This is a genomic window from Pedococcus sp. P2_E5 (assembly GCF_056403895.1).
Window position 1 is genome coordinate 77510 of the sequence record NZ_JBFUEP010000001.1, and the last position, 22880, is coordinate 100389.

Below are 22880 nucleotides of genomic sequence, written 5' to 3' on the forward strand. Positions count from 1 at the left end.
CGGATAGTCTCGCAGGGTGTCTCGCGCCCTTCTTGCCCGCCGCATCGCCGTGGCCGTGGCAGCCCTGCTCGTCGTCGTCTTCGGAATTGTCGCGGTACTCGCGGTCACGTGGGTGCGCCGTCCGTTCCCCACGACCGAGGGCGAGATCCAGGTCCCTGGCCTGTCCGGCAAGGTGAGCGTCATCCGCGACGACCGCGGCATCCCGCAGATCTACGCCGACAGCGCCGACGACCTGTTCAAGGCAGAGGGATTCGTCCACGCGCAGGACCGGTTCTTCGAGATGGACCTGCGCCGCCACATCACCGCCGGACGGCTCTCCGAGCTCGTCGGCGAGAGCGGCCTCGAGACCGACCGCGTGATCCGCACCCTCGGCTGGCGCCGGGTCGCGGAGGCCGAGCTGCCGACCCTCAAGCCCGAGACGCGTCGCTACCTGCAGGCCTACGCCGACGGGGTGAACGCCTACATCCACCGGCAGGGCAGCCCCTCGAACATGTCGCTCGAGTACGTCGTCCTCGGCCAGAAGGTCCCGGACTACCGCGTCGAGGACTGGACCCCGGCGGACTCGCTCGCGTGGCTCAAGGCGATGGCGTGGGACCTGCGTGGCGACTACAACGCCGAGCTGATGCGCGCGCGCCTGGCCGGCTCGATGTCCACGGCCCAGATCAACGAGCTGTTCCCGTCCTATCCCTATGACACCAACAAGCCGATCCTCTCCCCCCAGGACTGGTCTCCCAGCAGTTCCTCGGCGACCACCCCCTCGGCGACCACCCCCTCGGCGACCACCCCCTCGGCGACGAGCCCCTCTGCGCCGGCCAGCTCGGCCGTCCCGGCGGCGCTCGGCCTCGCCTCGGCGAAGCCCCCCGTGGCGGGGGCCGCCGGCGACCTCGCCAAGGAGACGAGCAAGGACGCCCAGCGCGCGTATGCCGTGGTGCAGCGTGCGCTCGACGCCGTCCCCGTGACCATGGGTCGCGGTGACGGGATCGGGTCCAACTCGTGGGTCGTCGGCGGGAGTCGCACGAGCACCGGGAAACCGTTGCTGGCCAACGATCCCCACCTCGGCGTCTCGATCCCGGGCATCTGGTACCAGGTCGGGCTGCACTGTCGGTCGGTCAGCAGCAGCTGTCCCTTCGACGTGGCCGGCTACTCGTTCTCCGGTCTGCCCGGCGTCGTCATCGGCCACAACCAGTCGATCGCGTGGGGGTTCACCAACCTCGGACCCGACGTCAGCGACTTCTTCCTCGAGCAGGTGCGCGGCAACACCTACCTGCGCGACGGCAAGCAGGTCCCTCTGACCATGCGCACCGAGACGATCAAGATCGGTGGCGGTGGTGAGCAGACCATCACGGTCCGCAGCACCGTGCACGGGCCGATCCTGTCCGACGCCATCGAGAACGTCGCTAGCGCCGGTGAGAGTCCACCGGTGAACGGGCGTCCCAGCCCCGGGTCCTACGAGGTCGCGCTGCAGTGGACCGGCATCGAGGTGAGCCAGACCGCTGACGCGATCTTCGGTCTCAACACGGCCCAGAACTTCGACCAGTTCCGCACTGCCGCAGAGCAGTTCGCCGTCCCCGCGCAGAACCTCATCTATGCGGACACGGCCGGCAACATCGGCTACCAGGCGCCGGGCCGGATCCCGGTCCGCAGCCGTTACATGGAGGCTGCCCCGGGCTACTGGATCAGGCCGGGCTGGGTGTCGTCGTGGGACTGGCAGGGCTACGTGCCCTTTGCCTCGATGCCGCACGCCTACAACCCCTCCGAGGGCTTCATCGTCGCGGCCAACCAGGCCGTGACCGAGAGCGGGACGCCCTTCCTCACGACGGAGTGGGACTACGGGTTCCGCAGCCAGCGCATCCGGTCACTCCTGGAGAAGAACACCAAGGTCACGCCGGCCACGATGTCGTCCATCCAGGGCGACACCCGCAGCCAGTTCGCGCCGACCCTGGTCAAGGCGCTGCTCAAGGTCGACCTGGGGCGCGACGACTTCACCAAGCAGGCGCAGGAGCTGTTGCGTGGCTGGGACTACACGAACCCGGTGGGCGAGAGCGAGTCCGGCGCCGCGGCGGCCTACTACAACGCGGTCTGGTCCAGCCTGCTCGACCTGACCTTCGACGACGAGCTCCCGAAGGACCTGCGCGCCGACGGCGGCGACCAGTGGATGGAGGCGGTCTCGGTGCTGCTGACCAAGCCGCGCTCCGCCTGGTGGGATGACAAGCGCACCCCCGGCGTCGCCGAGGGTCAGTCCGAGATCCTGCGCAAGGCGCTGGTCAAGGCGCGGCTCGACCTGACGATGGAGCTGGGCAAGGAGCCCGGGGAGTGGCAGTGGGGGCAGCTGCACCAGCTCACCCTGACCCACCAGGTGCTCGGTGGCGACGACGTACCCGGCCTCGTGGCCAGGCTCTTCAACCGCGGACCCATGAACATGCCGGGCGGCTCCGCCATCGTGGACGCCAACGGCTGGAACGCTGCGTGCACCACGACCGATCCTCCCAAGGAGTGCAGCGGCGGCCAGGGCTACGGCGTCGACTGGGCGCCGTCGATGCGGATGGTGGTGGACCTGTCGAACCTGGACAAGTCACGGTGGGTCAACCAGACGGGCAACAGCGGTCACGCCTTCGCCGACCACTACAACGACCAGACCGAGGCCTGGGCCAAGAACGAGCTCTACGACTGGCCCTTCACCGAGAAGGCCGTCCGGGATGCCGGCGGCGACGAGCTGACCCTGGTGCCAGGCGGTTCGTCGAACTGAGCCGGCCCGGGTGTCAAGGCGCTTGACGTCCCGCGCCCAGCTCGACGACACCGAGCTCGGCCGTCATGACCGCGTGCACCCGGCGGTCGTGCGGCTCCCTCGGTAGCTCCTCGTCGAGCAGCTCCCACGGGTGGACGACCGCGACCAGGTGCGCGCTGGTTCGGGGGATGACCCGGTCGTAGCAGCCCTTGCCCCGACCGATCCGGGTCCCCGACCGGTCCACGCCCTGCGCCGGCAGGAACACCACTGCGGCCCGGGCGATCGCATCTCGGCCCAGTACCTCCTCGCTACCCACCTCGCGCCAGTCCAGGTCCCAGTCCTCGAGGGTCACCGGCACCATCACCCGTATGCCGCGCGCGGACAACGCCTCGATCATCGCCTCGGTGGGCGGCTCCAGGGGCGTGGCCTCGTACGTGGCGACCCAGTCGCCGCGAACCAGCGCCCCGGCATACACGACCTCGAGCGCCGACAGCGCGAGTTCCTCCGCGTCGCGCGCCCGGTCCCGCTCCGGGACGCGTTCGCGCCGCATCGCGCGCAGGCGCTCTCGCACGGTGGTCTTGCTGGACACGGGCACCTCCTGATCGTCCCACTAGGCTGCCCGTCATGAGCAAGGAAGGGTTGGCGCAGGCGGTCGCGCGCATGACCGAGCGGGGGGTCGACCGCATGGCGATCCATGTGTTCGAGGACGCCTACGCCCAGCTCGAGGCGGGCAGGACCGGCCTGATCGCGGAAGGCGACATCGAGCCGCTGCGCGACGTGACGACACTCGAGAGCATCGCCGTCGACGACGGCGCCCATGACGACGAGATGGCGCAGGCACTGGCCCGCACGGCCGTCGTCAAGCTCAACGGTGGCCTGGGCACGAGCATGGGGCTGTCCGGTCCGAAGTCGGTGCTCGAGGTCCGCGAGGGGCTGACCTTCCTCGACGTCGTGGCCCGGCAGGTGCTGGCCCTGCGGGAGCGCCACGGCGTGCAGGTGCCGCTCGTCCTGATGAACTCCTTCCGCACCCACGAGCAGTCGCTGGAAGTCCTGGGGGAGTACCCCGATCTTGCCGTCGACGGGCTGCCGCTCGACTTCCTGCAGAACGCCGAGCCCAAGCTGCGAGCCGACGACCTCACCCCGGTGTCGTGGCCTGACGACCCAGACCTCGAGTGGTGCCCTCCCGGCCATGGCGACGTCTATGTGGCCCTCGTGGCGAGCGGTGTGCTCGCAGCGTTGCGGGACAAGGGATTTCGTTACGCGTTCCTCTCGAACTCCGACAACCTCGGGGCGACCTGTGACCCCTCGATCCCGGCCTGGATGGCACGCGAGTCGATCCCCTACGTGTCAGAGGTGTGCGAGCGCACCGCCAACGACCGCAAGGGTGGACACCTCGCCGTGCGTCGCAGCGACGGCAGGGTGGTGCTGCGCGAGAGCGCGATGGTGGCACCCGAGGACCAGGACCACTTCCAGGACACCGACAGGCACGCGCTGTTCCACGCCAACAACCTGTGGGTCGACCTCGACGCCCTCGACGCGCAGATGTCGGCCCGGGAGGGCGTCCTCGGTCTGCCCATCATCGTCAACCGCAAGACCGTCGACCCCAGTCGCAAGGACTCCACCCCGGTGATCCAGGTCGAGTCGGCCATGGGCACGGCGATCGAGGTGTTCGACGGGTCGCGCGCGCTGCACGTGCCCCGGCGCCGGTTCCGACCGGTGAAGACGACCAACGAGCTGCTCATGCTGCGGTCGGACCTCTACGGCTTCGGCGACGGGTTCGACGTGGTGGCCCAGTCGACGCGACCCGACCCTCGGGTCGACCTCGACGACCACTACACGCTGATCCACGAGTTCGACGCCCGGTTCCCCGTCGGCGCCCCCTCCATGATCGGCTGCACCTCCCTCACCGTGCGCGGCGATGTGACCTTCGGCGCCGGGGTCCGCTGTGTGGGTGACGTGCTCGTCGAGGCGGACGAGCCGCGCACCATCCCCGACGGCAGTACCCTCCCCGAGGCAGAAGGGGCGACCACCTCGTGATCAGCGTCGAGCAGCACCTGGACCGAATCCTGAGCACCGTCAAGGTGATCGCGCCCTTCGAGCTCGGGGTGCTCGATGCCCAGGGCTGCATCCTCGCGGCCGATGTCCAGGCCCGTGGGTCGCTGCCCGGCTTCACCAACTCCGCGATGGACGGGTATGCCGTGCACGCGGCAGACATCGCCACCGCCACTGCCGACAACCCAGTGGTCCTCCCCGTCGTCAACGACATCGCCGCGGGCAACACCAAGGCGTGGTCGCTCGCCACCGGCCAGACCATGCGGATCATGACCGGCGCTCCGATGCCCCACGGTGCCGACGCCGTCGTGCCCGTCGAGGCGACCGACGGTGGTGTCGTCCGGGTGCAGATCCGGGAGCGGCGGGCCGTGGGTTCCCACGTGCGCGAGGTCGGTGAGGACGTCGAGGCCGGCAACGTCGTGCTGCGGCGCGGCACCCTGCTCGGCCCGGGACAGATCGCACTGCTCGCAGCGGCCGGCATAGCCCGGGTCCGTGTCGTCCCGCGTCCGCGGGTCGTCGTCATCTCGACCGGGGACGAGCTCGTCGAGGTGGGGCGGACCCCGGGGTTCGGCCAGATCGTCGACTCCAACTCGGTCATGCTGACCGCTGCCGTGACAGCGGTGGGCGCCACCCCCTTCCGGGTCGGCGGGGTACCGGACGACGCGCGGACGCTGATGGAGACCCTCGAAGGCCAGCTCGTCCGCGCCGACGTCATCATCACGACCGGCGGGGTCTCGATGGGGGCCTTCGACACCGTCAAGGAGGTCCTGTCCCGCGTCGGCACCATGCAGTTCGACAAGGTGGCGATGCGCCCGGGAATGCCCCAGGGCTTCGGGGTGCTCGGCGAGGAACAGGTGCCGGTGTTCACCCTGCCCGGCAATCCCGTGAGCGCCCTGGTGTCGTTCCACGTGTTCGTCGCGCCGGCGCTCCGGGCGATGGCCGGTCGCCCCGAACCGTCCTACCCACCGGGCTACGTCCCCGCCGTGGCGGCGGAGCCGTTCGGCTCGGTCAAGGGCAAGATGGAGTTCGTGCGGGTGATCCTCGACGACGACCGGGCCCGTCTCGCCGGTGGCCAGGGGTCCCACATGCTCGGTGCGCTCGCAGCGGCCGACGCCCTGGCCGTCATCCCCGAGGACGTCGCGGACGTCGCCGCGGGGGACGAGCTGATGTGCCTGCCCCTGCTGGGTCGGGAGGGGATGTGAGCCTCGACCCCGCCGAGCGGCCGCAGCCTCCCGAGCGGCCACAGCCTCCCGAACGGCCACAGCCGTCCGGGCTCACGCACGTGCGCCCCGATGGGTCGGCGCACATGGTCGACGTCTCCGCCAAGGACGTGACGGCCCGGGAGGCCTCGGCGGCAGGTCGCGTCCTGCTGTCGCCCGCCGCCGTGGCCGCGCTCCGCGGTGGGAACGTGCCCAAGGGCGACGCGCTCGCCGTCGCGCGGATCGCAGGGATCCAGGCCGTCAAGCGCACGCCGGAGCTCATCCCGCTCGCCCACCCGATCGCCGTGCACGCGGTCGCGGTCGACCTGAGGGTGGCCGATGACGGCGTCGACATCAGCGCGACGGTCCGCACCGCCGACCGCACCGGCATCGAGATGGAGGCCCTGACAGCAGTCGCGGTCGCAGCCCTGGCCCTCGTCGACATGGTCAAGGCGGTCGACAAGCACGCCCGGATCACCGACATCCGGGTGACCGCCAAGTCCGGCGGTCGTTCCGGCGACTGGGTGGAGGAACCGTGACCGTGACCGAGTCCGAGGCCGAGTCCGTGCCCGGCGCCCAGCCCACGGCAGTCGTCATCACCTGCTCGACTCGCGCCGCCGGCGGTGTCTATCCCGACCGCGGCGGCCCCCTCATCGTGGAAGCGTTGCGGCAGTGGGGTTTCGAGGTGAGCGACGCCGTGGTCGTGCCTGACGGCCCGGCGGTCGGTGAGGCGCTCGCCCAGGCCCTGACCGGCATACCCGGGGTGGTCGTCACCACGGGTGGCACCGGCCTGTCGCCCACGGACCGCACTCCCGAGGCGACGCGGGCCGTCCTCGATCGTGAGGTTCCCGGCCTGGCCGAAGCCATCCGCGGCGCCGGGCTCGCCGCTGGGGTGCCGACGGCAGCGTTGTCACGCGGCCTGGCGGGAGTCGCGGGCAGCACGCTGGTGGTCAACCTGCCCGGGTCGACCGGCGGGGTTCGCGACGGGCTGGGGGTGCTGGAAGCCGTGTTGCCGCACGCGCTCTCGCAGATTCGCGGCGGCGACCACTGATGGCCGTCTGGCCCGTCGAGCTCCGGGGACAGACCCCGGGCGGGGAGCAGCTGCTGCTCGACCCGCTGCGTCGTCGGGACCGGGCCGCGTGGACCGAGGTCCGCGGCCGCAACCGCGAGTGGTTGGGGCCCTGGGACGCCACCTCGCCCAGCCAGGCGCCGCACTACGTCTCGTTTCCCGGGCTGGTGCGGCACTACCGCACGGAGGCGAGAGAGGGGCGGATGCTGCCGTTCACGATCCGGATGGAGGGTCGGATCGTGGGGCAGATGGTCCTGTTCGGCATCTCGTACGGGTCGCTGCTGTCGGCTTCGGCGGGCTACTGGGTCGACGAGTCGGTCGCGGGACGCGGCGTCGCCCCGGTGGCCCTGGCCCTGGCCGGTGACCACGCCCTGGGCTCCATGGGGCTGCACCGGATCGAGGTCAACATCCGCCCCGAGAACGCCAACAGCCTGGCCGTCGTGCGCAAGCTGGGCTTTCGCGACGAAGGCGTGCGGGCGGCATACCTGCACATCGACGGGGCCTGGCGTGACCACCGGACTTTCGCCCTGACGACCGAGGATCTGGGCGGACAGACCCTGCTGGAGCGATTGCACACCAACCACACCAGTCACATTGGCGACACACCGCCCCACGTCCCCGGTGCGCCCGCGCAGGAGACCTAGCCTCGTATCCGTGCAGCCCAGCAGCCTTGTCTTCCTTGTCATCATCGCGGTGTGGGCTGCCTATTTCGTGCAGTACTGGGTCCGACGCCGCGAGCACCTCGCCACCGCGCGCTCGGTCGACCAGTTCTCCGAGTCGATGCGGGTGCTCGAGCGCCGCAGCCCCCTGCCCGCGTCCAACCTCTCGACGCCGCAACCGCGTTCGTATGCCGTGACTCCCGCGCGCGCCGCGCGTCCCCAGGTGCTCGTGAAGCGTGCCGAGACCGCCCAGGCCGAGGTGCCGACGCCACGGGAGGCAGAGCCGTCGGCTCCCCGGACGAACCCCGTCGTGGCCCGGAGCAACCGGGCCATGATCATGGTGGGCGCCCTGTCGACGGTCGTCGTGGCCGTGCCGCTCGTGGCGCTCTCACTGCTCCCGCTGCTCACCCTCCTCGTGCCCCTGGTCTCCGTCGGGGGTGCCGTTGCCTGGGCACGTTCCGCGGCGCAGGCCGAACGTCGCTCCCGTGCCGCGTCTCGTCCTGCCCGCACGGAGCGTTCAGAGAGTGCGGAGCCTGCGGAGCGGCCGGCCCAGTCGCGACCGATGCCATCCGCTGCGGTTGACACTGCCGAGACCGAGGTCGAGCCGGTCGTCGAGGTCGAGCCGGTCCTCGCTGCGCAGCCGGCCAGGCCGGAGCTCTTCGACTTCCAGGCCGGCACTGTGGAGGTGGCCGCGCCCGCGGCGGTCACGCCCGAAGCCGTGCGCATCCCCGCTCGTCCGCTCGTGGACGAGGACGACATCCCACTGACCTGGGACCCCGTGCCCGTGCCGCGGCCGACCTACACGATGAAGTCCCGCGTGACCCGTCCCGCACCGACCTCGGCCGACCTGGTCGGGGACGCGGACACGGAGTACGCGGCCTACGAAGACCTTCCCGAGCGCCGGGTCGCCGGCGCCTGAGCGCGGTCGTCGACCTAGCGGTTGCCCCACACCGCCTGGGCGCCCGAGTCGCCCGTGAGCACCACCATGGTCCCGGTGCCGACGGCGCTGGCGACGACGAGCAGCCCCAGCACGGCTCGCGGGACCGTGGCCGAGCCGCGCCGCAGGTAGAGCCACTGGGCGAGCGTCGTGACCGCGAGCGCCACGGCCCAGGGGAGCACCTTGTCGCCGTAGTTCTCGTGCTCCTTCAGGAAGGGCGGGTTGCCGAGCTTGGCGGCGAGGTCGTTGCCGGCCCGGGTCGTGATGGGCACGACGATCGCGCCGATCACGGCGCCGAGGGGGACCAGGAAGGTCAGCTTCCGCTGGGCGGCCGGCCACGCGCTCACCAGCACCGCCGCCGCGGAGGTCAGCGGCAGCAACACGACGACGAGGTGCACGAGCAGGACGTGGGCCGGAAGTCCGTTGATCTCCATGACGGAGGAACGTAGCCGAGCGCCCCGGGGTTCACCCGGTGAACCCCGCGCGTGGCTGTGTCGTCCTTTACGGGGAGTCCCCGGTGCGGGGAGGATCGATGGTGTCGACGCGCGGGAAGTCGACCGGGCAGGAGGAAAGCCGGACGTGGCGACGAGTCAGCGGGAAGTGGCCCTGCAGGGTCTCCACGACCGCCACGCCTCGGAGCTCTGGCGGTTCGCCCTGCGGCTGACCCGCGACCCGCAGGTCGCCGAGGACATCGTGCAGGAGTCGTTGTTGCGGGCCTGGCGCGACCCCGGGCTCGGCACTCGCTCCGAACAACAGGCCAGAGCCTGGCTGTTCACGGTGGTGCGCAACCTGGTGGTGGACCGCTGGCGCAGTGCGGCGCAGAGACACGAGGTTGCGGGAATCGACTTCGTCGAGCCCGGCGTGGGGGACCGGTCCGGTGAGGTCCTGGACCGCTGGCTGCTGACCGATGCGCTCGGCTCCGTCTCACGCGAGCACCGTCAGGTCATCGCTGCCGCCTACTACGAAGGGAGAACCGTGGCCGAGATCGCGGCCGAGCTGAGGGTGCCGGAGGGGACCGTGAAGTCGCGGCTCCACTACGGGTTGCGCAGCCTGCGACTGGTCCTGCAGGAGAAGGGGGTGACCGGCCGATGAGCACCCACGACGACTACGCCGACTGGGACGCCGCCTACGTGCTGGGTGCCCTGGCCGTCGCGGAGCGCCGCGAGTACGAAGAGCACCTCGCTGGGTGTCCGGCCTGCCGTGCAGCGGTGGCCGAGCTGGCCGGCCTGCCCGGGCTGCTCGCGCAGCTGCCGCCCGGTGAGGTCCTCGCCATGGACCTCGTCGGTACGGGAGGCAAAGGCGGTGCGGGCGGTGCGGGTGGCGCGGAAGGGGAGGGCGACGTCCTCAACCTCGAGCCCCCGGCCTCGCTGATGCCCGCACTCCCGACCCGCCCGCGCGGGCTGGGACGCAGCAGGTGGTTGGCTCCCGTGGCCGCCGCAGCGGCCGCTCTCCTCATCGGAGGGGCCGGCGGGTATGCCGCCTCGAACGCCTGGCGCGACGGCCCACCTTCCGGCGGCACCGGCTCGACGACAGGATCCACACGGACCGGAGGTGTGGTGGCGGCGGGGAGGTTGGCCTTCACGGCGGTCGAACCGTCCCTGATGACGGCGGTCGTCGACGTCGTGCCCATCGCCAACGGCACAGAGCTGCGCGTCGAGTGCCAGTACGCGCGGTCGACGGGCGGCACGGGGGGTTCCGGGGCCGGCGACTACCGGATCAACTACGCGATCTGGGTGGTGGACCGCGCCGGACGGGCGACGGAGCTGCGCAACTGGACGGCTCGGCCCGATCGGATCATGCACCCGGTGGGTGTCTCGTCCTTGCCGGTCGGACAGATCGCCTCGGTGGAGATCCGGCAGGTCGACACCGGACACACCGTGATGCGAGCCAGCCTGGCGTGAATGGACGCGCGTACCCCGCGAAACGGGGGAACCCTGCCGCCGCTCCTATGCACTGCCCCTGGAGGGTGGGGCAGTGCATAGGAGCGACATCCCACACCGTTTTCCGTCGCGCCCGCTGCTGGTGTTATTGTTTCGTCCGCATCAGGGGCTGTGGCGCAGTTGGTAGCGCGTCTCGTTCGCAATGAGAAGGCCAGGGGTTCGAATCCCCTCAGCTCCACAGACGCAGAAGAGGGACCCACGCTTTTCGTGGGTCCCTCTCCTGCGTTCCCAGGGCGGGGTCTAGCAGGTGGCGGTGCGGTGCCCGTAGGCGGGAAGGGTGACCGTGACCTGGCCGCACGGGGTGGCGAGGGTGGCGGTCTGCGCAGAGGTGGCCATGTTGGTGGCGACCCAGCCGCCCGTCTTGCCCAGCACCCGCACCATCGCGACGTCCGACGACGCGGGGGCGTCCGCCTGGTGCAGCAGTCCGGACACGGCACGGATCTGCCCGGTGACGACGCCGACGCGGGTCTTCACAGCCGCCGCAGCGGAGTCGCGCAGGAGGGCGTCCTCCCACCCGGCCGGGATGTCGTGGACGAACAGCTCGACCCCGTCAGCACCCGCCGCGAGCATGGTCCACACGGCCACCTCGAACTGGTCGGCGGTGATCCGGACGGAGTCGAACGGGCGGGTGGTCTCGACGAATCCCCACAGGGGCTTGTCGTTGCCGCACGCAGCCCGCAGGGCGTCGATGCCCTCGGCGTAAGCGGTGGCGCCGGGGCGCCCCATCCACGGGTCGGTGAAGCCGTAGTAGTCGACCGAGGCGATGTCCGCGCTGGCGCAGTAGGCCTTGCGGTCGTTGAGGGTGAGCCACACGCCGTTGTTCCAGCCGTCCACGATGCCCTTGGAGAAGTTGACGAAGGTCGGCCGGGAGGGGTCGCCCGAGTGGGCCTTCGACGCCTTGGCCGCCAGCTGGGCCGCGGTCGTGCCCTTCATGTCGGGCTCGTCCTCGAGGACGTGGGCGCGGATGGTGTCCCCGTTGCGGCCGGCCTCGAGCTGTGTGGAGGTCGGGTTGGTGGTGTCGTCGTAGTACGCGCTCGCCTGCGCGCCGGCAGCCTTGAAGGCGTCGAGCATGGCCTGGGCGTGGCCGGGGTAGGCGCCTGCGTCGGTGGGCCATGACCAGATCCCGACGTACGTGTTGACGCCGAGGTTCTTCCACTGCGTGATGGTGTCGGATGCCCGGGTGGGGTCCTGCAGCCACACGCCGATGGGGAAGTCGCCGGCTGCGACGCGGGGACCCTTGGTCCACTTGCCGTAGTAGTCGAGGATCGGGGTGGCTGACGACGCGGCGGGCGGCGGCGGCGGAGGCGCAGGCACCTGGGTGGTCGTCGTCGTCGTGGCCGGGGTGGTCGTCGTACTCGTCGTCGAGGTCGAGGTCGAGGTCGGCGTCGGCGTCGTGGTCGAGGTCGTCGTAGAGGTGGTCGAGCTGGTCGGCGTCGGCGTGGGGGTGGTGTCGTGGGCCTTCACCCACGCCTCGACGGCATCCATGCGCCGGTCCATGCACGAGTTCGACGTGGAGGTGCACGGCGGGGCGAACGCGCCCGTGGCGGCCAGGGCTGAACCCCCGACGAAGCCGAGGACGAGGCCGAGCAGGACGGCCACTATGAGGGCAGGGCGAAACTTCATGGGTACTCCAGAGTTTGCGCGCCCCCTGCAAGGCGCTGGGGGGACGGGGCATGGCGCATGAGCACAAGAAGCTCCAGCAGTCAGTGGCCCGGCCTTGTCCGGACCAGCGGTTGTGCAATGGCGGAGAATGCAAGCAACTCCATGCAACAGCTGGGTCTCGGCCGCTTTGCGCACCCTGCGTGGTGCCTTCAGCATCATGGGCAGCCGGGTCGACGAGGTCGACGGCGGTACCCGAGTCCACGAGCAAGATCGCCAGGGACTCCATCAAAGTGACTAGTACGAATTAACTAGTTACTCGTCCCGGTGGTATACCAGCAATTCAGGATAAAGCGCAAGGTTTTGGGCGTGGCGCGGCTGGCGGGAGGCCGCGCTGTTGCCCTCAGTGCCATAGGCGTTCTAAAGTGAATCAAGATCAACTTTAGAAGGGTTGCCATGACTGCACAGACGCACCTCGCCGGCGGATTCCGTCCTGCTCCGGGCCAGTCCGCGCGGAACGAGGTGCAGCCCACCCGCGTGCGGGAGCTGCGGGTCGTCCACGGCCGGCCCGAGATCGACCTGGCTGCGGCCGAGCGCGCGGTCGCGGACCTGCTCACCGCCCTGGGCAAGGACCCGTCGTCGGCGCACCTCGCGGAGACGCCGCGTCGCGTGGCGGCGTCGTATGCCGAGCTGCTCACCCCCCGCGAGTTCGAGCTCACCACCTTCCCCAACGACGAGGGCTACGACGAGCTGGTGCTCGCCAGGAGCATCCCGATCCAGTCGCTCTGCGAGCACCACATGCTGCCGTTCCAGGGGACCGCCACCGTGGGATACCTGCCGGGCGACCGGATTCTCGGGCTGTCGAAGCTGGCCCGCGTGGTCGAGCTCTTCGCCCGGGACCTGCAGGTCCAGGAGAGGCTCACCAAGCAGGTCGCGGTCTGGTTGCAGGAGCACCTGGCGCCGCGCGGGGTCGGGGTGGTCATCGAGGCAGAGCACCTGTGCATGTCGCTGCGAGGTGTGCGCGCCTCCGGCTCGCGCACCGTGACCTCGGCGCTGCACGGCCAGCTGCGCGACGACCCCGGATCCCGGCAGGAGTTCTTCGCGCTGGCGGGGATGGGCGCCTGAGCAGTTGGACCGCCCAGCCAGTTGGACTGCACGGCCGAGTTGGCCGCCCTGGCTGCCAGGCCGATCCGCTAGACCCAGCTGGGGAACCACATCCGCAGCGACCACTGGCTCTGCGGGATCACCTGCGCGGTGTAGACCGGCCAGAAGAACGCGAAGATCGCCAGCGTCAGCACGCAGTAGGCGCCCACGGCATACAGGCCGAGCTCCCGGCGACGCCACGAGTCGGTGCGCTTCCCCAGGGCCAGGCCCAGCACGAACACCACCCCGAAGATGACCCACGGCTCGAACGCCACCGTGTAGAAGGAGTAGATGGTGCGCTCCTCGAGCCCGAACCAGGGCAGGTAGCCACCAGCCAGCCCGGCCAGGATGCCGCCCGCACGCCAGTCACGCTTGAACAGCCAGTAGAAGACCAGCACCAGGATGGCGGCCGCGCCGAGCCACCAGATCGAGACGGTGCCGATCGAGGTGATCGCCTTGGAGCACTGGGCGACCAGGCAGCCGTCCTCGCCGCGCTTCGGGCCCTCGTAGAAGAACGACGTCGGTCGTCCCTGGATGACCCACGACCACGGGTTGGTCCGGTACGGGTGGTTGTCGTGCAGGTTGACGTGGAACTTGTAGATCTCCTGGTGGTAGCGCCACAGCGAACGCAGGGCATCAGGCACCCACGGGGTGTCGTGCGACGGGTGGATCCGGCCCCACTGCCGGTCGTAGCCCCGGCTGGACACGAACCAGCCCACCCATGACGCGAGGTAGGTGGCTGCGGCCGTCGTGCACATGACGAGGGCTGCCCACAGTCCGTCGCGGACGACCATTCCCGAGAACCAGTGCCGCACCCCGACGGCACGACGGGCCCCCATGTCCCACAGGACCGTCATGAGCCCGAACGCCATCAGGAAGAACAGCCCCGACCACTTCGTCCCCGCGCAGAGGCCGAGGCAGATGCCGGCGACCCAGCGCCACGGGCGGGCCCCCAGCCACGGCCCGAGACCGGAGGCGAGCGCGTGGTTCGACAGCCCGGCCGCGCGCTCGGCGAGGAGGGCCCGGGAGCGGTCGCGGTCGATGAGCAGTGCGCAGAAGGCCGCCAGCGCCCAGAACATCACGATGAGGTCGAGCAGCCCGGTGCGTGACTGGACGAAGTGGTGGCCCTCGAACGCGACCAGGAACGCGGCGATCGTGCCGAGCAGCGACGACCCGAACATCCGTCGCGCCGCCCGCCCGATCATCAGGATCGACAGCGTCCCCAGCACGCACACCGAGAACCGCCAGCCAAAGGACGACGTCTGCCCGAACAGGTGCTCCCCGGCCGCGATGACCCACTTGCCGACCGGTGGGTGGACGACCAGATCCCCTTCTGTCCCAAAGACATCCGGAGTGCCGTGGGTGAACAGCTCGTCGGGCTTCTTGATGGTGCCCGGCACCCGCATCTCGACGCCGTACTCGAGCATCGAGACGCCCTGCTTGACGTAGTACGTCTCGTCGAAGACCAGCTGGTGCGGCCGGCCCAGTGACCAGAACCGCATGCCACCGCCCACGACCGCGAAGAACAGCGGGCCGAGCCACCCCCACAGGGTGTCCGATGGCCTGAATCCGAGCAGCCGTGATCGCAGGAGCTCGATCCGGGTCATGCGCGCCATCGTATGCACAGGAACTGCGGCACCCCTGACAGGATGGCGACGTGACCTCCGACGCGACTTCCGACCCGGGCGTCCTCGTCCTCGCGGCCACTCCGATCGGCGACCCCCGCGACGCCGCCCCGCGTCTCGCCGAGGAGATCGCCAAGGCCGACATCGTCGCGGCCGAGGACACCCGCCGGCTGCGGAGGCTGTGCGCCGACCTCGGCATCTCCCCGGCCGGGTCGGTGCTCAGCTACCACGAGCACAACGAGGCGTCGCGCACCCCTGACCTGGTCGAGCGCCTTCGCTCGGGCGCGCGGGTGGTCGTCGTGACCGATGCCGGTATGCCGTCGGTGTCGGATCCCGGGTACCGGCTCGTCGACGCCGCGGTCACCGCCGGGATCCGCGTCACGTGCGTGCCGGGCCCCAGCGCGGTGCTCATGGCGCTCGCCGTCTCCGGCCTGCCGGTGGACCGGTTCTGCTTCGAGGGCTTCCTGCCCCGCAAGGCGGGGGAGAAGGCTCGCGGCCTCGCGGCCCTCGCGGACGAACGTCGGACGATGGTCTTCTTCGAGGCGCCACACCGCATCGACGCCACGCTGGTCGCCATGGCAGAGGCCTTCGGGGCGGATCGCCGTGCAGCCGTCTGCCGCGAGCTCACGAAGACCTACGAGGAGGTCCGTCGCGGAGGCCTGGCCGAGCTGGCGGTCTGGGCGGCCGAAGGGGTCCGGGGCGAGATCACCGTCGTGGTGGCGGGGGCGACCCCAACGGTGACGACCGTCGAGGAGGCCCTGCCCGGCATACAGGAGCGGGTGGCGGCAGGTGAGCGGCTCAAGGACGTCTGCGCCGACGTGGCGACGAAGACGGGTCTGAAGAAGAAGACGCTCTACGACGCGGCCGTCTCGCAGGGGAAGGTGGCTCTCAGCTGAGCCACGCGAGGTGGTCCTTGAGCAGCGCGTAGCCGACGAAGGCGACGACGTCGAGCAGGGTGTGGGCCACGACGAGTGGGCCGACCCGTCGGGTGCGGGTGTAGACCCAGCCGAACAGCAGCCCCATCGCGAGGTTGCCGACGAACCCGCCGAAGCCCTGGTAGAGGTGGTACGACCCGCGGATCAGCGCCGACGTCACCATCACGACCGGCAGCGACCAGCCGGCCCGGAGCCACCGGGTGTAGAGGTAGCCGACCATCACGACCTCCTCGAGCACGGCGTTCTGCACCGCGGCGAGGACGAGCACCGGGATGGTCCACCACTGGTCGGCGAGGTTCGCCGCGGCGATCGTGGTGTTGAGCCCGAGTGCGCGCGCCGCGGCATAGAGGCCGAGCCCCGGCAGCCCCACCGCTGCTGCGAGCAGCGCGCCGCGGAGCAGGTCACCCCCCGGTTGGCGCAGGTCAGCGCCGATCGCGTGCCGGGCGTCCGGGCGGTCGCGCGACAACAGGTGCAGGGCGAGGGCGACGGGCACGAGCGCGAGGACGATGCCGGCGAGCTGGTAGGCCAGGTCCAGCCACGGCCGGTCGGGCGTGACCGAGGAGTTCATCGCGGTCGTCTGCCGGTTGAGCGCGACCGGTTGGGTCAGCTTGTTGACCAGCGACAGCAGTGCCCAGACGCCGCTGGCACCCAGGCTGACCCCCAGCACGAGGACCGTCTCGGAGACGAGGGATCGGCGCGTGGGGGCTGTGGCGGCGACGCTCATGCGCCCAGTCTGGTGGTGGCGGCTGGACGAACCATGACGGGTGGGCTCATGCCAGCGCGGCGCGGCGATCGCGTCGCTTGCGCCATCGCCGGACCTTCAGCCACAGCCAGATGAGCAGCCACGCCAGCAGGACGAGGAACAGGATCACCAGCACCGGGATGAACACGGCCACCAGGCTCAGTCCGATCGACGCCCCGTCCTCCACGGTCGACGCCACCGGCGCCCCGAAACCCAGCGTGCCGGCGTTGATCGCCGGTCGGGCCACCGTCTTCCCACCGTGCACCAGACCCGAGGTGATCACGCCCAGGATGACGCCGACCCAAGGGTTGTTGGTCATCCAGGACGAGTGGTCCAGGCCCTCGGCGGCGGACGTGGCGGCAAAGATCAGACCACCCATGCTCGGCCGGATGAACGTCTGCACCGCGTCGTTGACCGTGTCGATCGCGGGGATCTTGTCGAGCACCACCTCGGTGAGCAGCAGCACCGCGCCGATGCCGATGGCCCACCACGACTCGATCCACGCGTACGACTGCGGCAGCGTGATGAAGTCCGTGAACCGGGCGACCAGGGCCACGACGAGGAACGGGATGTAGGCGTTGAGACCCGCTGCCGCGGACAACCCCATGCCGGTCAGTGCGGCGATCATCGGCCACCTCCTGTGTCGGTGCGGTGCACCTGTGAAGACATGTCTACTCGACGCCGGTTCGAAATGCGCGGTTCCGCCGCCTTCCCCGGCACGAGGCGCGGGTATGCCGCGTGCGGACCTCCGCACGCGGCATACCGAGGGGTTGGGTGCCGGTCCCTGACCGGCGGGCGGCTCAGCGGTCGTCCGCCTCCTTGCGCGCCACGATCTGGCCGAGGACGGCGTAGCCGACGAGCAGGTGCGCCGCGCCGACCCACCGGGCCGCGCCCTCGCCGAAGATCCCCATGGTCGGGACGGTGACGACGGCCCAGCTCTCGGCCACGATCGGCCAGAAGCGGGACAGCCCCTGCCAGCGGCCGGCCACGGCGATCCGGACACCGATGAGGAACATGCCGAGCATCGAGATCGGCCAGAACATGTCGAGCGCGAGCGAGGCCGGGTTGTCCAGGTCGGTCAGGCCGAAGAAGTCCGACGCCGTGGAGGCCATGGCGAGGGCCAGCGCGCCGACCTCGACCCGCAGCACCGTCCGGGCGAGCCTGCCGGAACCGATGGCCTGGGTGCGCCACAGCACGCGGACGAGGGCCAGCACGCCGACCTGGAACAGGAACGAGCTGGCGTTGTGGGCGTACTGGTAGGCGGTGGTGCCGGTGTTGAGGCCGAAGACGACGATCATGCTCGACCACGCCACGGCGCCGGCGGTGAGCATCGTGCCGTGCTTGAAGTACGGGCGGTCGATCAGCCGGGTCGACGGGCCGGTCGCAGGGTCGGTCGCCCGGTCGGTCGTCTGGTGGTTCGGGGCGGCGGCCAGGTCGGACCGGGCCGGTGCAGGCGTCTGGGTGACGGACATCGTGGTTCTCCTTGGTTCGGGGGTGCCGTCTGGTCGGCACTCGTCTGTGGCGGGTCGGCACCCGGTCGGTGCCGTTGCCGAGAACTCTGCGGTGGCCGGTGACCTGCCCGGCAGGGAGCGGCGTCCCCTCTGTCGTCCCGGGAAATGTCCCGCCCACTCGGGACACCAAACCCGTGACGACGGGACGGCGGCGTTGGCACACTGACGAGGTGACCGCCGTTCCCGCCCTGCGCGCACCAGCGACCGCGGAGTCGGCCGGACCCGCGCCGGTGCCGCCCACGGTGGGTCGCCGCCCCCGGGCCGTCGTGGTGCCCGTGGTGCTGGTGCTGGTGCTCGTGGGGATCGTCGTCGGTTGCCTGGTGCTCGACGCACAGGCCACCGAAGCCCAGCGCGCGGTCTACGTGGGCGAACGCGGCATCGTCAGTGGACTGGTCGGTGCGCTCGTAGGTCTCTGTGGGGCCGTGATCCTGGCCTACCGAAGGTGGCACGTGATCGGGCTCCTGCTGGCGGGCACGGGCTTGTTCTGGGCCGTCGACGGCCTGTCCGAGTCGTACGCCGTGGTGGGGCTGCACGCGCGACCGGTCCTCCCGCTGAGCGGGTTCGCGTACTGGTTCTATGCCGAGGTCGGGTCCTTCCTGCTCGTCGCGCTGCCGCTGCTGCTCGTGCTCTACCCGACCGGGCGCCTGCTCGCCGGTCGCTGGCGGGTCGTCGCGGTCCTGGCCGTCGTCATGTCGGTGACGCTGCCCGTCGCGCTGCTCCTGGCTCCCGACCGGGTCATCTACGGTGACGAGCTGCCGGCGGAGGTGCTGCGGCTGTTCCCCCAGGTGGCCCTGCCCCTCCCGGACTCGGTGGCGTCCACGGTCGTCCGGGTCGCCCAGGTGGTGACCATGCTCGCGTTGCCGCTCGCCGCTGCGGTCGTCTTCGCGCGGCACGCCCGCGCCGAGGGCGTCGAGCGGACCCAGCTGCGGTGGCTGCTCTGGGCCGCGATCGTCTGTCTGCTCGCGGGTGGTGTGATGCTGCTGGACCTGGGCGGACCGGTGGGGCTAGCCGCCCTCGTGACGGCGCTCGCCGTCACGAGTGTCTCGCTCGTCATCGGCGTGGTCCGGCCCCAGACCGGCGACATCGACGCCCTGGTCGGCGGGACGCTGGTCTACGGCGGGATCGCCGCCGGCGTCGTCGCGCTCGACCTCGTCGTCCTCGCCACGGCCAGCCGACTGCTCGGAGACCGGTTCGAGGAGCGCCAGGTGACGCTCGTCGTCCTCGTCCTGGCCGTCGCGGCCTACGGCCCGCTGCGCAGCTGGCTCACGACGCTCGTGCGCCGCCGGCTCATGGGTCGTCGGGGTGAGCGGTACGAAGTGGTGTCGGCGCTGGCCGCGCGCCTCGAGGAGTCCGGCGGGCTCGAGCAGCAGCTGCCGGCGCTCGCCGCCACGGTCGCCGAGGCCTTCCGGGTGTCCTACGTCCGGGTGGAGGTCCTCAGCACCGCTGGCCAGGGTCTGTCCGCGACCCACGGCACGGCACCGGGGACGACGCGGTCGTTCCCCATCGGGTACCGCGGCCAGCGGATCGGCTCCATCGAGCTGCCCGAGGGCGGGATCCGCGCCATCCTCTCCAGGCGCGACCAGGCCCTGCTGATCGACGTGGTCAGGCAGGCTGCCATCGCCGTGCGGAGCAGCCTGCTGGCCCGGGAGCTGCAGGAGTCCCGTGAGCAGCTGGTGCTCACGCGCGAGGAGGACCGCCGTCGGATCCGTCGCGACCTGCACGACGGACTGGGGCCGGTGCTCGGCGGGGTGGCCATGCGACTCGATGCCGCGGGCAACGCCGTGGCGACCGACCCGGCGACGGCACACCGGTTGATCGTGCAGTCCCGTGCCGAGATCACCGAGGCGCTCGCCGACGTGCGGCGCCTGGTCCACGGGTTGCGGCCCCCGGCGCTCGACGACCTCGGGCTGCTGGCCGCGGTGGAGCAGCAGGCCGACCGCACCCGCTCGGCCGGGCTCGAGGTCGCCGTGGAAGCCGACGCGGTGGCGGGCCTGCCGGCGGCGGTGGAGGTCGCGGCATACCGGATCGTGTCGGAGGCGCTCACCAACGTGGCCCGTCACGCGCACGCCCGCCGGTGCACGGTGTCGCTCGTGGCCGGACCCGCGGACCTCGAGGTCGAGGTGCGGGACGACGGCCGCGGCATCGCGGCGGACGTCGTCGCCGGGGTCGGCCTGCGATCGTTGCGCGAGCGGGTGGAGGAGCTGGGTGGTCGGTACGAAGTGCTGTGCCCACCAGGCGGCGGTACGACCGTGCGGGCGTGGTTGCCGACAGGTGGGGACGCATGAGCGACGAACGTGGGACCAGTGGTGCCGGCCCGGTCAGGGTCCTGATCGCGGACGACCACCCCATCTTCCGCGACGGCCTGGCGACGCTGCTCGCACCGCACCCTGGCATCGAGGTCGTGGCGCGCGCCGCCGACGGCGCCGAGGCCGTGGCGCTCGCCGCCGAACACCGTCCGGACGTCATCGTCATGGACATCCAGATGCCGCACGTCAACGGCATCGAGGCCACCCGTCAGGTGCTGGCTGCGCAACCGTCGGTCGGCGTCCTCGTCTTCACGATGGGCGAGGACGACGGGACCCTGCTCTCGGCGATGCGGGCCGGAGCGCGCGGCTACCTCGTCAAGGGGGCCGCGCAGGACGAGGTGGTGCGCGCCATCACCGCGGTTGCCGGGGGAGGCGTGGTGTTCGGCGCCTCGCTGGCAGCACGGATCGGTGAGCTGCTGTCGCCGTCCTCGCAGCATCGGGCCACCGAGTTCCCGATGCTCACCGACCGCGAGCGGGAGGTGCTCGACCTCATCGCAGCGGGGCGCAGCAACAGCCAGATCGCCGCCGAGCTCTTCCTGGCGCCCAAGACCGTCCGCAACAACGTCTCCGCGATCCTGTCCAAGCTCCAGGCCACCGATCGCGCGGAGGTCATCATCCGGGCCCGCGACGCCGGAATGGGCCAGCGCGACTGAGCGGTCAGCGGTGCGCGACGGACCGGTTCGGGGCGTGGGCGACGGACCGGTCAGCGGTCACTCGTGTGCTCGTCGACGACCGCTCACCGATTGACGCGGCCGTATCTCCCCGGATCGGCGCCGCCTCTGGCAGGGTTCCCCGAATCCGGATGTAACCGCTTACATCCGGACAATCCACCACACCGAAGGAGTTGTGGACCCATGAAGGGAACGCACAGAATCGCGATCGTGCTGGCGGCGTCCGCCGCAGTGCTCGGACTGGCGCCCGGGGCGGCTTCCGCAGCCGACTCGCCGCAGGTCGCCGTCATCGCCCACCGCGGCTCCGGTGCCATGGCGCCGGAGAACACCCTGGCCTCGGTCGAGCTCGCCCTCAAGCAGGGTGCCGACTACATCGAGAACGACATCATGCGCACCAGTGACGGCGCGCTGGTGATCATGCACGACCTCACCCTGGCCAGGACCACGAACGTCGAGCAGGTCTTCCCCGACCGTGCGCCGTGGAACACCGCCACCTTCACCCTCGCGGAGATCAAGCAGCTCGACGCCGGCTCGTGGTTCAGTGCGAAGTACGCCGGCCAGAAGGTGCCGACGCTGCGCGAGTGGGTCGAGGCGGTCGGCTCCCGAGCCGGCATGCTCCTCGAGGCCAAGGACCCGTGGGCCTTCCCGGGCATCGAGCGTGACATCGACAAGAGCCTGCGGTCGATCCCGGCCTTCACCAAGGCGCTCGCCGCCGACCGGGTGATCATGCAGGCCGGTGACGAAGGCTGGCTGCGGGCCTACCACGACCTGGCGCCGGACGTGCCGGTCGGGCTGCTCTACTACACCCGCCCCACCGACGAGCAGCTCGTCGCGGCCAGCACCTGGCTCGACTCCGTGCACCCCGCTCTCGGCAACATCGACCAGGGCATTGTCGCCCGGGCCCACGAGCTCGGCCTGGACATCCACGTGTGGACGGTCAACTTCGGTGGCGACATGAGCCGAGGCCTCGCCTGGGGAGTCGACGGGATCATCACCGACTACCCCTCGGTGCTCAGGGACATCCTGCGCAAGAGCTGACCCGGGCCACCACAGCCTGCCAGCGATACCCCGGTATGCCGCGTGGGCGGCATACCGGGGCGCCGTGCGTCAGCCGCCGTGGCGCGGCTCAGCCCAGGAGGGGACCGACGAGGTCGGCGCAGAAGTCGACCTCGGTGAACCGGCCGTTCATCGCCGTGATGACCGGGTCGCCGATCTGCTCACCCCCGGGTTGCCCGTCGCCGAGCAGGTCGTACGTCGTGACCATGCGCAGGGTGCCGGAGTCGCGGGTGACGACCCGACCCGAGTCGTCGCGCACGGTGAACGAGGCGCCCGACAGCTTGGAGTCGAAGGTCCAGACGTTGCCCTCGAGCTGCGTGCCCTGCGTCTCGCGGAAGGTGCTGCGGTTGCTGATCGTGAAGAAGCGACCGTTGGCGGGGTTGGTGAGGGTGTCGACGGCGGACAGGTTCTGCCAGCCCAGGTAGGCCTCGGTGGTGCCGTTGATCGTCCGGATCGAGAAGCCCGCGTGGCCGGCAGCCGTGTGGTCGATGGTGATGCCGCACTCGTCGAAGGTTTCGGCAAAGGTGAAGTCGAATCGGTCGTGGCTGTAGAGCGCGGCGTCGGCGGGTGTGGCGACGCCGACCGACAGGGCCGCGACGGCGAGGGTGGCGAGGGCCGTGGATCGATAGCGCATGTCTCCTCCTGGGTGGGTGATCCCTCCACGGTCCTCGCCGCGCCCATCGCCCACATCAGGGAAAGCCACTACGCGCG

The 22880-nt window shown here is 70.8% G+C and carries 22 protein-coding genes and 1 tRNA gene; 15 read left to right on the top strand and 8 right to left on the bottom strand.

All coding sequences use genetic code 11. From position 1 onward, the window contains the following. Positions 1-16 precede the first annotated feature (16 nt). Positions 17-2746 carry a penicillin acylase family protein gene (locus tag AC1DVZ_RS00350; protein ID WP_477616193.1) on the top strand — a complete coding sequence of 910 codons (2730 nt, stop codon included), beginning with the start codon at positions 17-19 and terminating at the stop codon, positions 2744-2746. Positions 2747-2759: 13 nt separating this feature from the next. On the opposite strand, the gene AC1DVZ_RS00355 is transcribed toward AC1DVZ_RS00350, so the two are convergent. Beyond that, positions 2760-3314, bottom strand: coding sequence for a 5-formyltetrahydrofolate cyclo-ligase (locus tag AC1DVZ_RS00355; RefSeq protein ID WP_477616194.1), 555 nt, complete (start codon positions 3312-3314; stop codon positions 2760-2762). 35 nt (positions 3315-3349) lie between these two features. Between AC1DVZ_RS00355 and AC1DVZ_RS00360 the strand changes: the two genes are divergently transcribed. The 6 genes from AC1DVZ_RS00360 (at position 3350) to AC1DVZ_RS00385 (ending at position 8623) form a co-directional block, all read left to right on the top strand. Then, entirely contained in the window at positions 3350-4762 is a 1413-nt protein-coding gene (locus AC1DVZ_RS00360) for a UTP--glucose-1-phosphate uridylyltransferase (RefSeq protein ID WP_477616195.1), read from the top strand. After that, entirely contained in the window at positions 4759-5979 is a 1221-nt protein-coding gene (gene glp / locus AC1DVZ_RS00365; RefSeq protein ID WP_477616196.1) for a molybdotransferase-like divisome protein Glp, read from the top strand. Before AC1DVZ_RS00360 ends, glp begins: the two co-directional genes overlap by 4 nt. Positions 5980-6083: 104 nt before the next feature. Beyond that, positions 6084-6515 (top strand): cyclic pyranopterin monophosphate synthase MoaC, encoded by a 432-nt coding sequence (gene moaC / locus AC1DVZ_RS00370; protein WP_477616276.1) that lies wholly within the window; start codon positions 6084-6086, stop codon positions 6513-6515. Positions 6516-6517: 2 nt separating this feature from the next. Next, positions 6518-7027, top strand: coding sequence for a MogA/MoaB family molybdenum cofactor biosynthesis protein (locus AC1DVZ_RS00375; protein ID WP_477616197.1), 510 nt, complete (start codon positions 6518-6520; stop codon positions 7025-7027). Further along, complete coding sequence (locus tag AC1DVZ_RS00380; RefSeq protein WP_477616198.1) at positions 7027-7689, top strand: GNAT family N-acetyltransferase; 663 nt, start codon at positions 7027-7029, stop codon at positions 7687-7689. Before AC1DVZ_RS00375 ends, AC1DVZ_RS00380 begins: the two co-directional genes overlap by 1 nt. Before the next feature lie 10 nt (positions 7690-7699). Beyond that, a complete protein-coding gene (locus AC1DVZ_RS00385) occupies positions 7700-8623 on the top strand; it encodes a hypothetical protein (RefSeq protein ID WP_477616199.1) in 924 nt (307 codons plus the stop codon). Positions 8624-8637: 14 nt separating this feature from the next. Here AC1DVZ_RS00385 and AC1DVZ_RS00390 read toward each other — a convergent pair whose 3' ends face one another. Beyond that, entirely contained in the window at positions 8638-9075 is a 438-nt protein-coding gene (locus AC1DVZ_RS00390) for a DUF2231 domain-containing protein (protein WP_477616200.1), read from the bottom strand. Between the two features lie 145 nt (positions 9076-9220). Here AC1DVZ_RS00390 and AC1DVZ_RS00395 point away from each other — a divergent pair, with 145 nt between their 5' ends. From AC1DVZ_RS00395 to AC1DVZ_RS00405, 3 genes are all read left to right on the top strand, one after another. After that, entirely contained in the window at positions 9221-9733 is a 513-nt protein-coding gene (locus AC1DVZ_RS00395) for a sigma-70 family RNA polymerase sigma factor (protein ID WP_477616201.1), read from the top strand. Then, positions 9730-10542: an anti-sigma factor family protein gene (locus AC1DVZ_RS00400; RefSeq protein ID WP_477616202.1), complete on the top strand. Its 813-nt coding sequence runs from the start codon at positions 9730-9732 to the stop codon at positions 10540-10542. Before AC1DVZ_RS00395 ends, AC1DVZ_RS00400 begins: the two co-directional genes overlap by 4 nt. A gap of 144 nt (positions 10543-10686) precedes the next feature. Next, positions 10687-10759 (top strand) — tRNA-Ala (locus AC1DVZ_RS00405). Positions 10760-10821: 62 nt separating this feature from the next. Here AC1DVZ_RS00405 and AC1DVZ_RS00410 read toward each other — a convergent pair. Continuing rightward, complete coding sequence (locus AC1DVZ_RS00410) at positions 10822-12204, bottom strand: hypothetical protein (RefSeq protein WP_477616203.1); 1383 nt, start codon at positions 12202-12204, stop codon at positions 10822-10824. Between the two features lie 432 nt (positions 12205-12636). Here AC1DVZ_RS00410 and folE point away from each other — a divergent pair, with 432 nt between their 5' ends. After that, a complete protein-coding gene (gene folE, locus AC1DVZ_RS00415) occupies positions 12637-13305 on the top strand; it encodes a GTP cyclohydrolase I FolE (protein ID WP_477616204.1) in 669 nt (222 codons plus the stop codon). Positions 13306-13373: 68 nt separating this feature from the next. Here folE and AC1DVZ_RS00420 read toward each other — a convergent pair whose 3' ends face one another. Further along, entirely contained in the window at positions 13374-14930 is a 1557-nt protein-coding gene (locus AC1DVZ_RS00420; RefSeq protein WP_477616205.1) for a dolichyl-phosphate-mannose--protein mannosyltransferase, read from the bottom strand. Positions 14931-14980: 50 nt separating this feature from the next. Between AC1DVZ_RS00420 and rsmI the strand changes: the two genes are divergently transcribed. After that, complete coding sequence (rsmI, locus tag AC1DVZ_RS00425; protein WP_477616206.1) at positions 14981-15844, top strand: 16S rRNA (cytidine(1402)-2'-O)-methyltransferase; 864 nt, start codon at positions 14981-14983, stop codon at positions 15842-15844. Here rsmI and AC1DVZ_RS00430 read toward each other — a convergent pair. From AC1DVZ_RS00430 to AC1DVZ_RS00440, 3 genes are all read right to left on the bottom strand, one after another. Beyond that, positions 15837-16607, bottom strand: coding sequence for a CPBP family intramembrane glutamic endopeptidase (locus AC1DVZ_RS00430; RefSeq protein WP_477616207.1), 771 nt, complete (start codon positions 16605-16607; stop codon positions 15837-15839). The genes rsmI and AC1DVZ_RS00430 overlap by 8 nt on opposite strands. A gap of 46 nt (positions 16608-16653) precedes the next feature. Beyond that, a complete protein-coding gene (locus AC1DVZ_RS00435; RefSeq protein WP_477616208.1) occupies positions 16654-17253 on the bottom strand; it encodes a DUF4126 domain-containing protein in 600 nt (199 codons plus the stop codon). A gap of 172 nt (positions 17254-17425) precedes the next feature. Further along, a complete protein-coding gene (locus AC1DVZ_RS00440; RefSeq protein ID WP_477616209.1) occupies positions 17426-18097 on the bottom strand; it encodes a hypothetical protein in 672 nt (223 codons plus the stop codon). Between the two features lie 209 nt (positions 18098-18306). Here AC1DVZ_RS00440 and AC1DVZ_RS00445 point away from each other — a divergent pair, with 209 nt between their 5' ends. The 3 genes from AC1DVZ_RS00445 to AC1DVZ_RS00455 all read left to right on the top strand — a co-directional run bounded on the left by AC1DVZ_RS00445 (position 18307) and on the right by AC1DVZ_RS00455 (position 22151). Beyond that, on the top strand, positions 18307-20421 hold the full coding sequence (locus AC1DVZ_RS00445) for a sensor histidine kinase (RefSeq protein ID WP_477616210.1): 2115 nt from the start codon (positions 18307-18309) through the stop codon (positions 20419-20421). Then, positions 20418-21095, top strand: a complete 678-nt coding sequence (locus tag AC1DVZ_RS00450) for a response regulator transcription factor (RefSeq protein ID WP_477616211.1) — start codon at positions 20418-20420, stop codon at positions 21093-21095. The genes AC1DVZ_RS00445 and AC1DVZ_RS00450 overlap by 4 nt, the downstream gene beginning before the upstream one ends. 201 nt (positions 21096-21296) lie before the next feature. Then, positions 21297-22151: a glycerophosphodiester phosphodiesterase gene (locus AC1DVZ_RS00455; RefSeq protein ID WP_477616212.1), complete on the top strand. Its 855-nt coding sequence runs from the start codon at positions 21297-21299 to the stop codon at positions 22149-22151. Between the two features lie 88 nt (positions 22152-22239). On the opposite strand, the gene AC1DVZ_RS00460 is transcribed toward AC1DVZ_RS00455, so the two are convergent. Next, complete coding sequence (locus AC1DVZ_RS00460; RefSeq protein WP_477616213.1) at positions 22240-22803, bottom strand: hypothetical protein; 564 nt, start codon at positions 22801-22803, stop codon at positions 22240-22242. Between the last annotated feature and the right edge of the window lie 77 nt (positions 22804-22880).

What these genes read in the sequence shown, in the direction of transcription:
- AC1DVZ_RS00360 (WP_477616195.1), top strand. Translation starts at nt 3,350, where the DNA reads ATGAGCAAGGAAGGGTTGGCGCAGGCGGTCGCGCGCATGACCGAGCGG.
- moaC (WP_477616276.1), top strand. Translation starts at nt 6,084, where the DNA reads ATGGTCGACGTCTCCGCCAAGGACGTGACGGCCCGGGAGGCCTCGGCG.
- AC1DVZ_RS00380 (WP_477616198.1), top strand. Translation starts at nt 7,027, where the DNA reads ATGGCCGTCTGGCCCGTCGAGCTCCGGGGACAGACCCCGGGCGGGGAG.
- AC1DVZ_RS00390 (WP_477616200.1), bottom strand. Translation starts at nt 9,075, where the DNA reads ATGGAGATCAACGGACTTCCGGCCCACGTCCTGCTCGTGCACCTCGTC.
- AC1DVZ_RS00400 (WP_477616202.1), top strand. Translation starts at nt 9,730, where the DNA reads ATGAGCACCCACGACGACTACGCCGACTGGGACGCCGCCTACGTGCTG.
- AC1DVZ_RS00410 (WP_477616203.1), bottom strand. Translation starts at nt 12,204, where the DNA reads ATGAAGTTTCGCCCTGCCCTCATAGTGGCCGTCCTGCTCGGCCTCGTC.
- folE (WP_477616204.1), top strand. Translation starts at nt 12,637, where the DNA reads ATGACTGCACAGACGCACCTCGCCGGCGGATTCCGTCCTGCTCCGGGC.
- AC1DVZ_RS00420 (WP_477616205.1), bottom strand. Translation starts at nt 14,930, where the DNA reads ATGACCCGGATCGAGCTCCTGCGATCACGGCTGCTCGGATTCAGGCCA.
- AC1DVZ_RS00430 (WP_477616207.1), bottom strand. Translation starts at nt 16,607, where the DNA reads ATGAGCGTCGCCGCCACAGCCCCCACGCGCCGATCCCTCGTCTCCGAG.
- AC1DVZ_RS00435 (WP_477616208.1), bottom strand. Translation starts at nt 17,253, where the DNA reads ATGATCGCCGCACTGACCGGCATGGGGTTGTCCGCGGCAGCGGGTCTC.
- AC1DVZ_RS00440 (WP_477616209.1), bottom strand. Translation starts at nt 18,097, where the DNA reads ATGTCCGTCACCCAGACGCCTGCACCGGCCCGGTCCGACCTGGCCGCC.
- AC1DVZ_RS00450 (WP_477616211.1), top strand. Translation starts at nt 20,418, where the DNA reads ATGAGCGACGAACGTGGGACCAGTGGTGCCGGCCCGGTCAGGGTCCTG.
- AC1DVZ_RS00455 (WP_477616212.1), top strand. Translation starts at nt 21,297, where the DNA reads ATGAAGGGAACGCACAGAATCGCGATCGTGCTGGCGGCGTCCGCCGCA.
- AC1DVZ_RS00460 (WP_477616213.1), bottom strand. Translation starts at nt 22,803, where the DNA reads ATGCGCTATCGATCCACGGCCCTCGCCACCCTCGCCGTCGCGGCCCTG.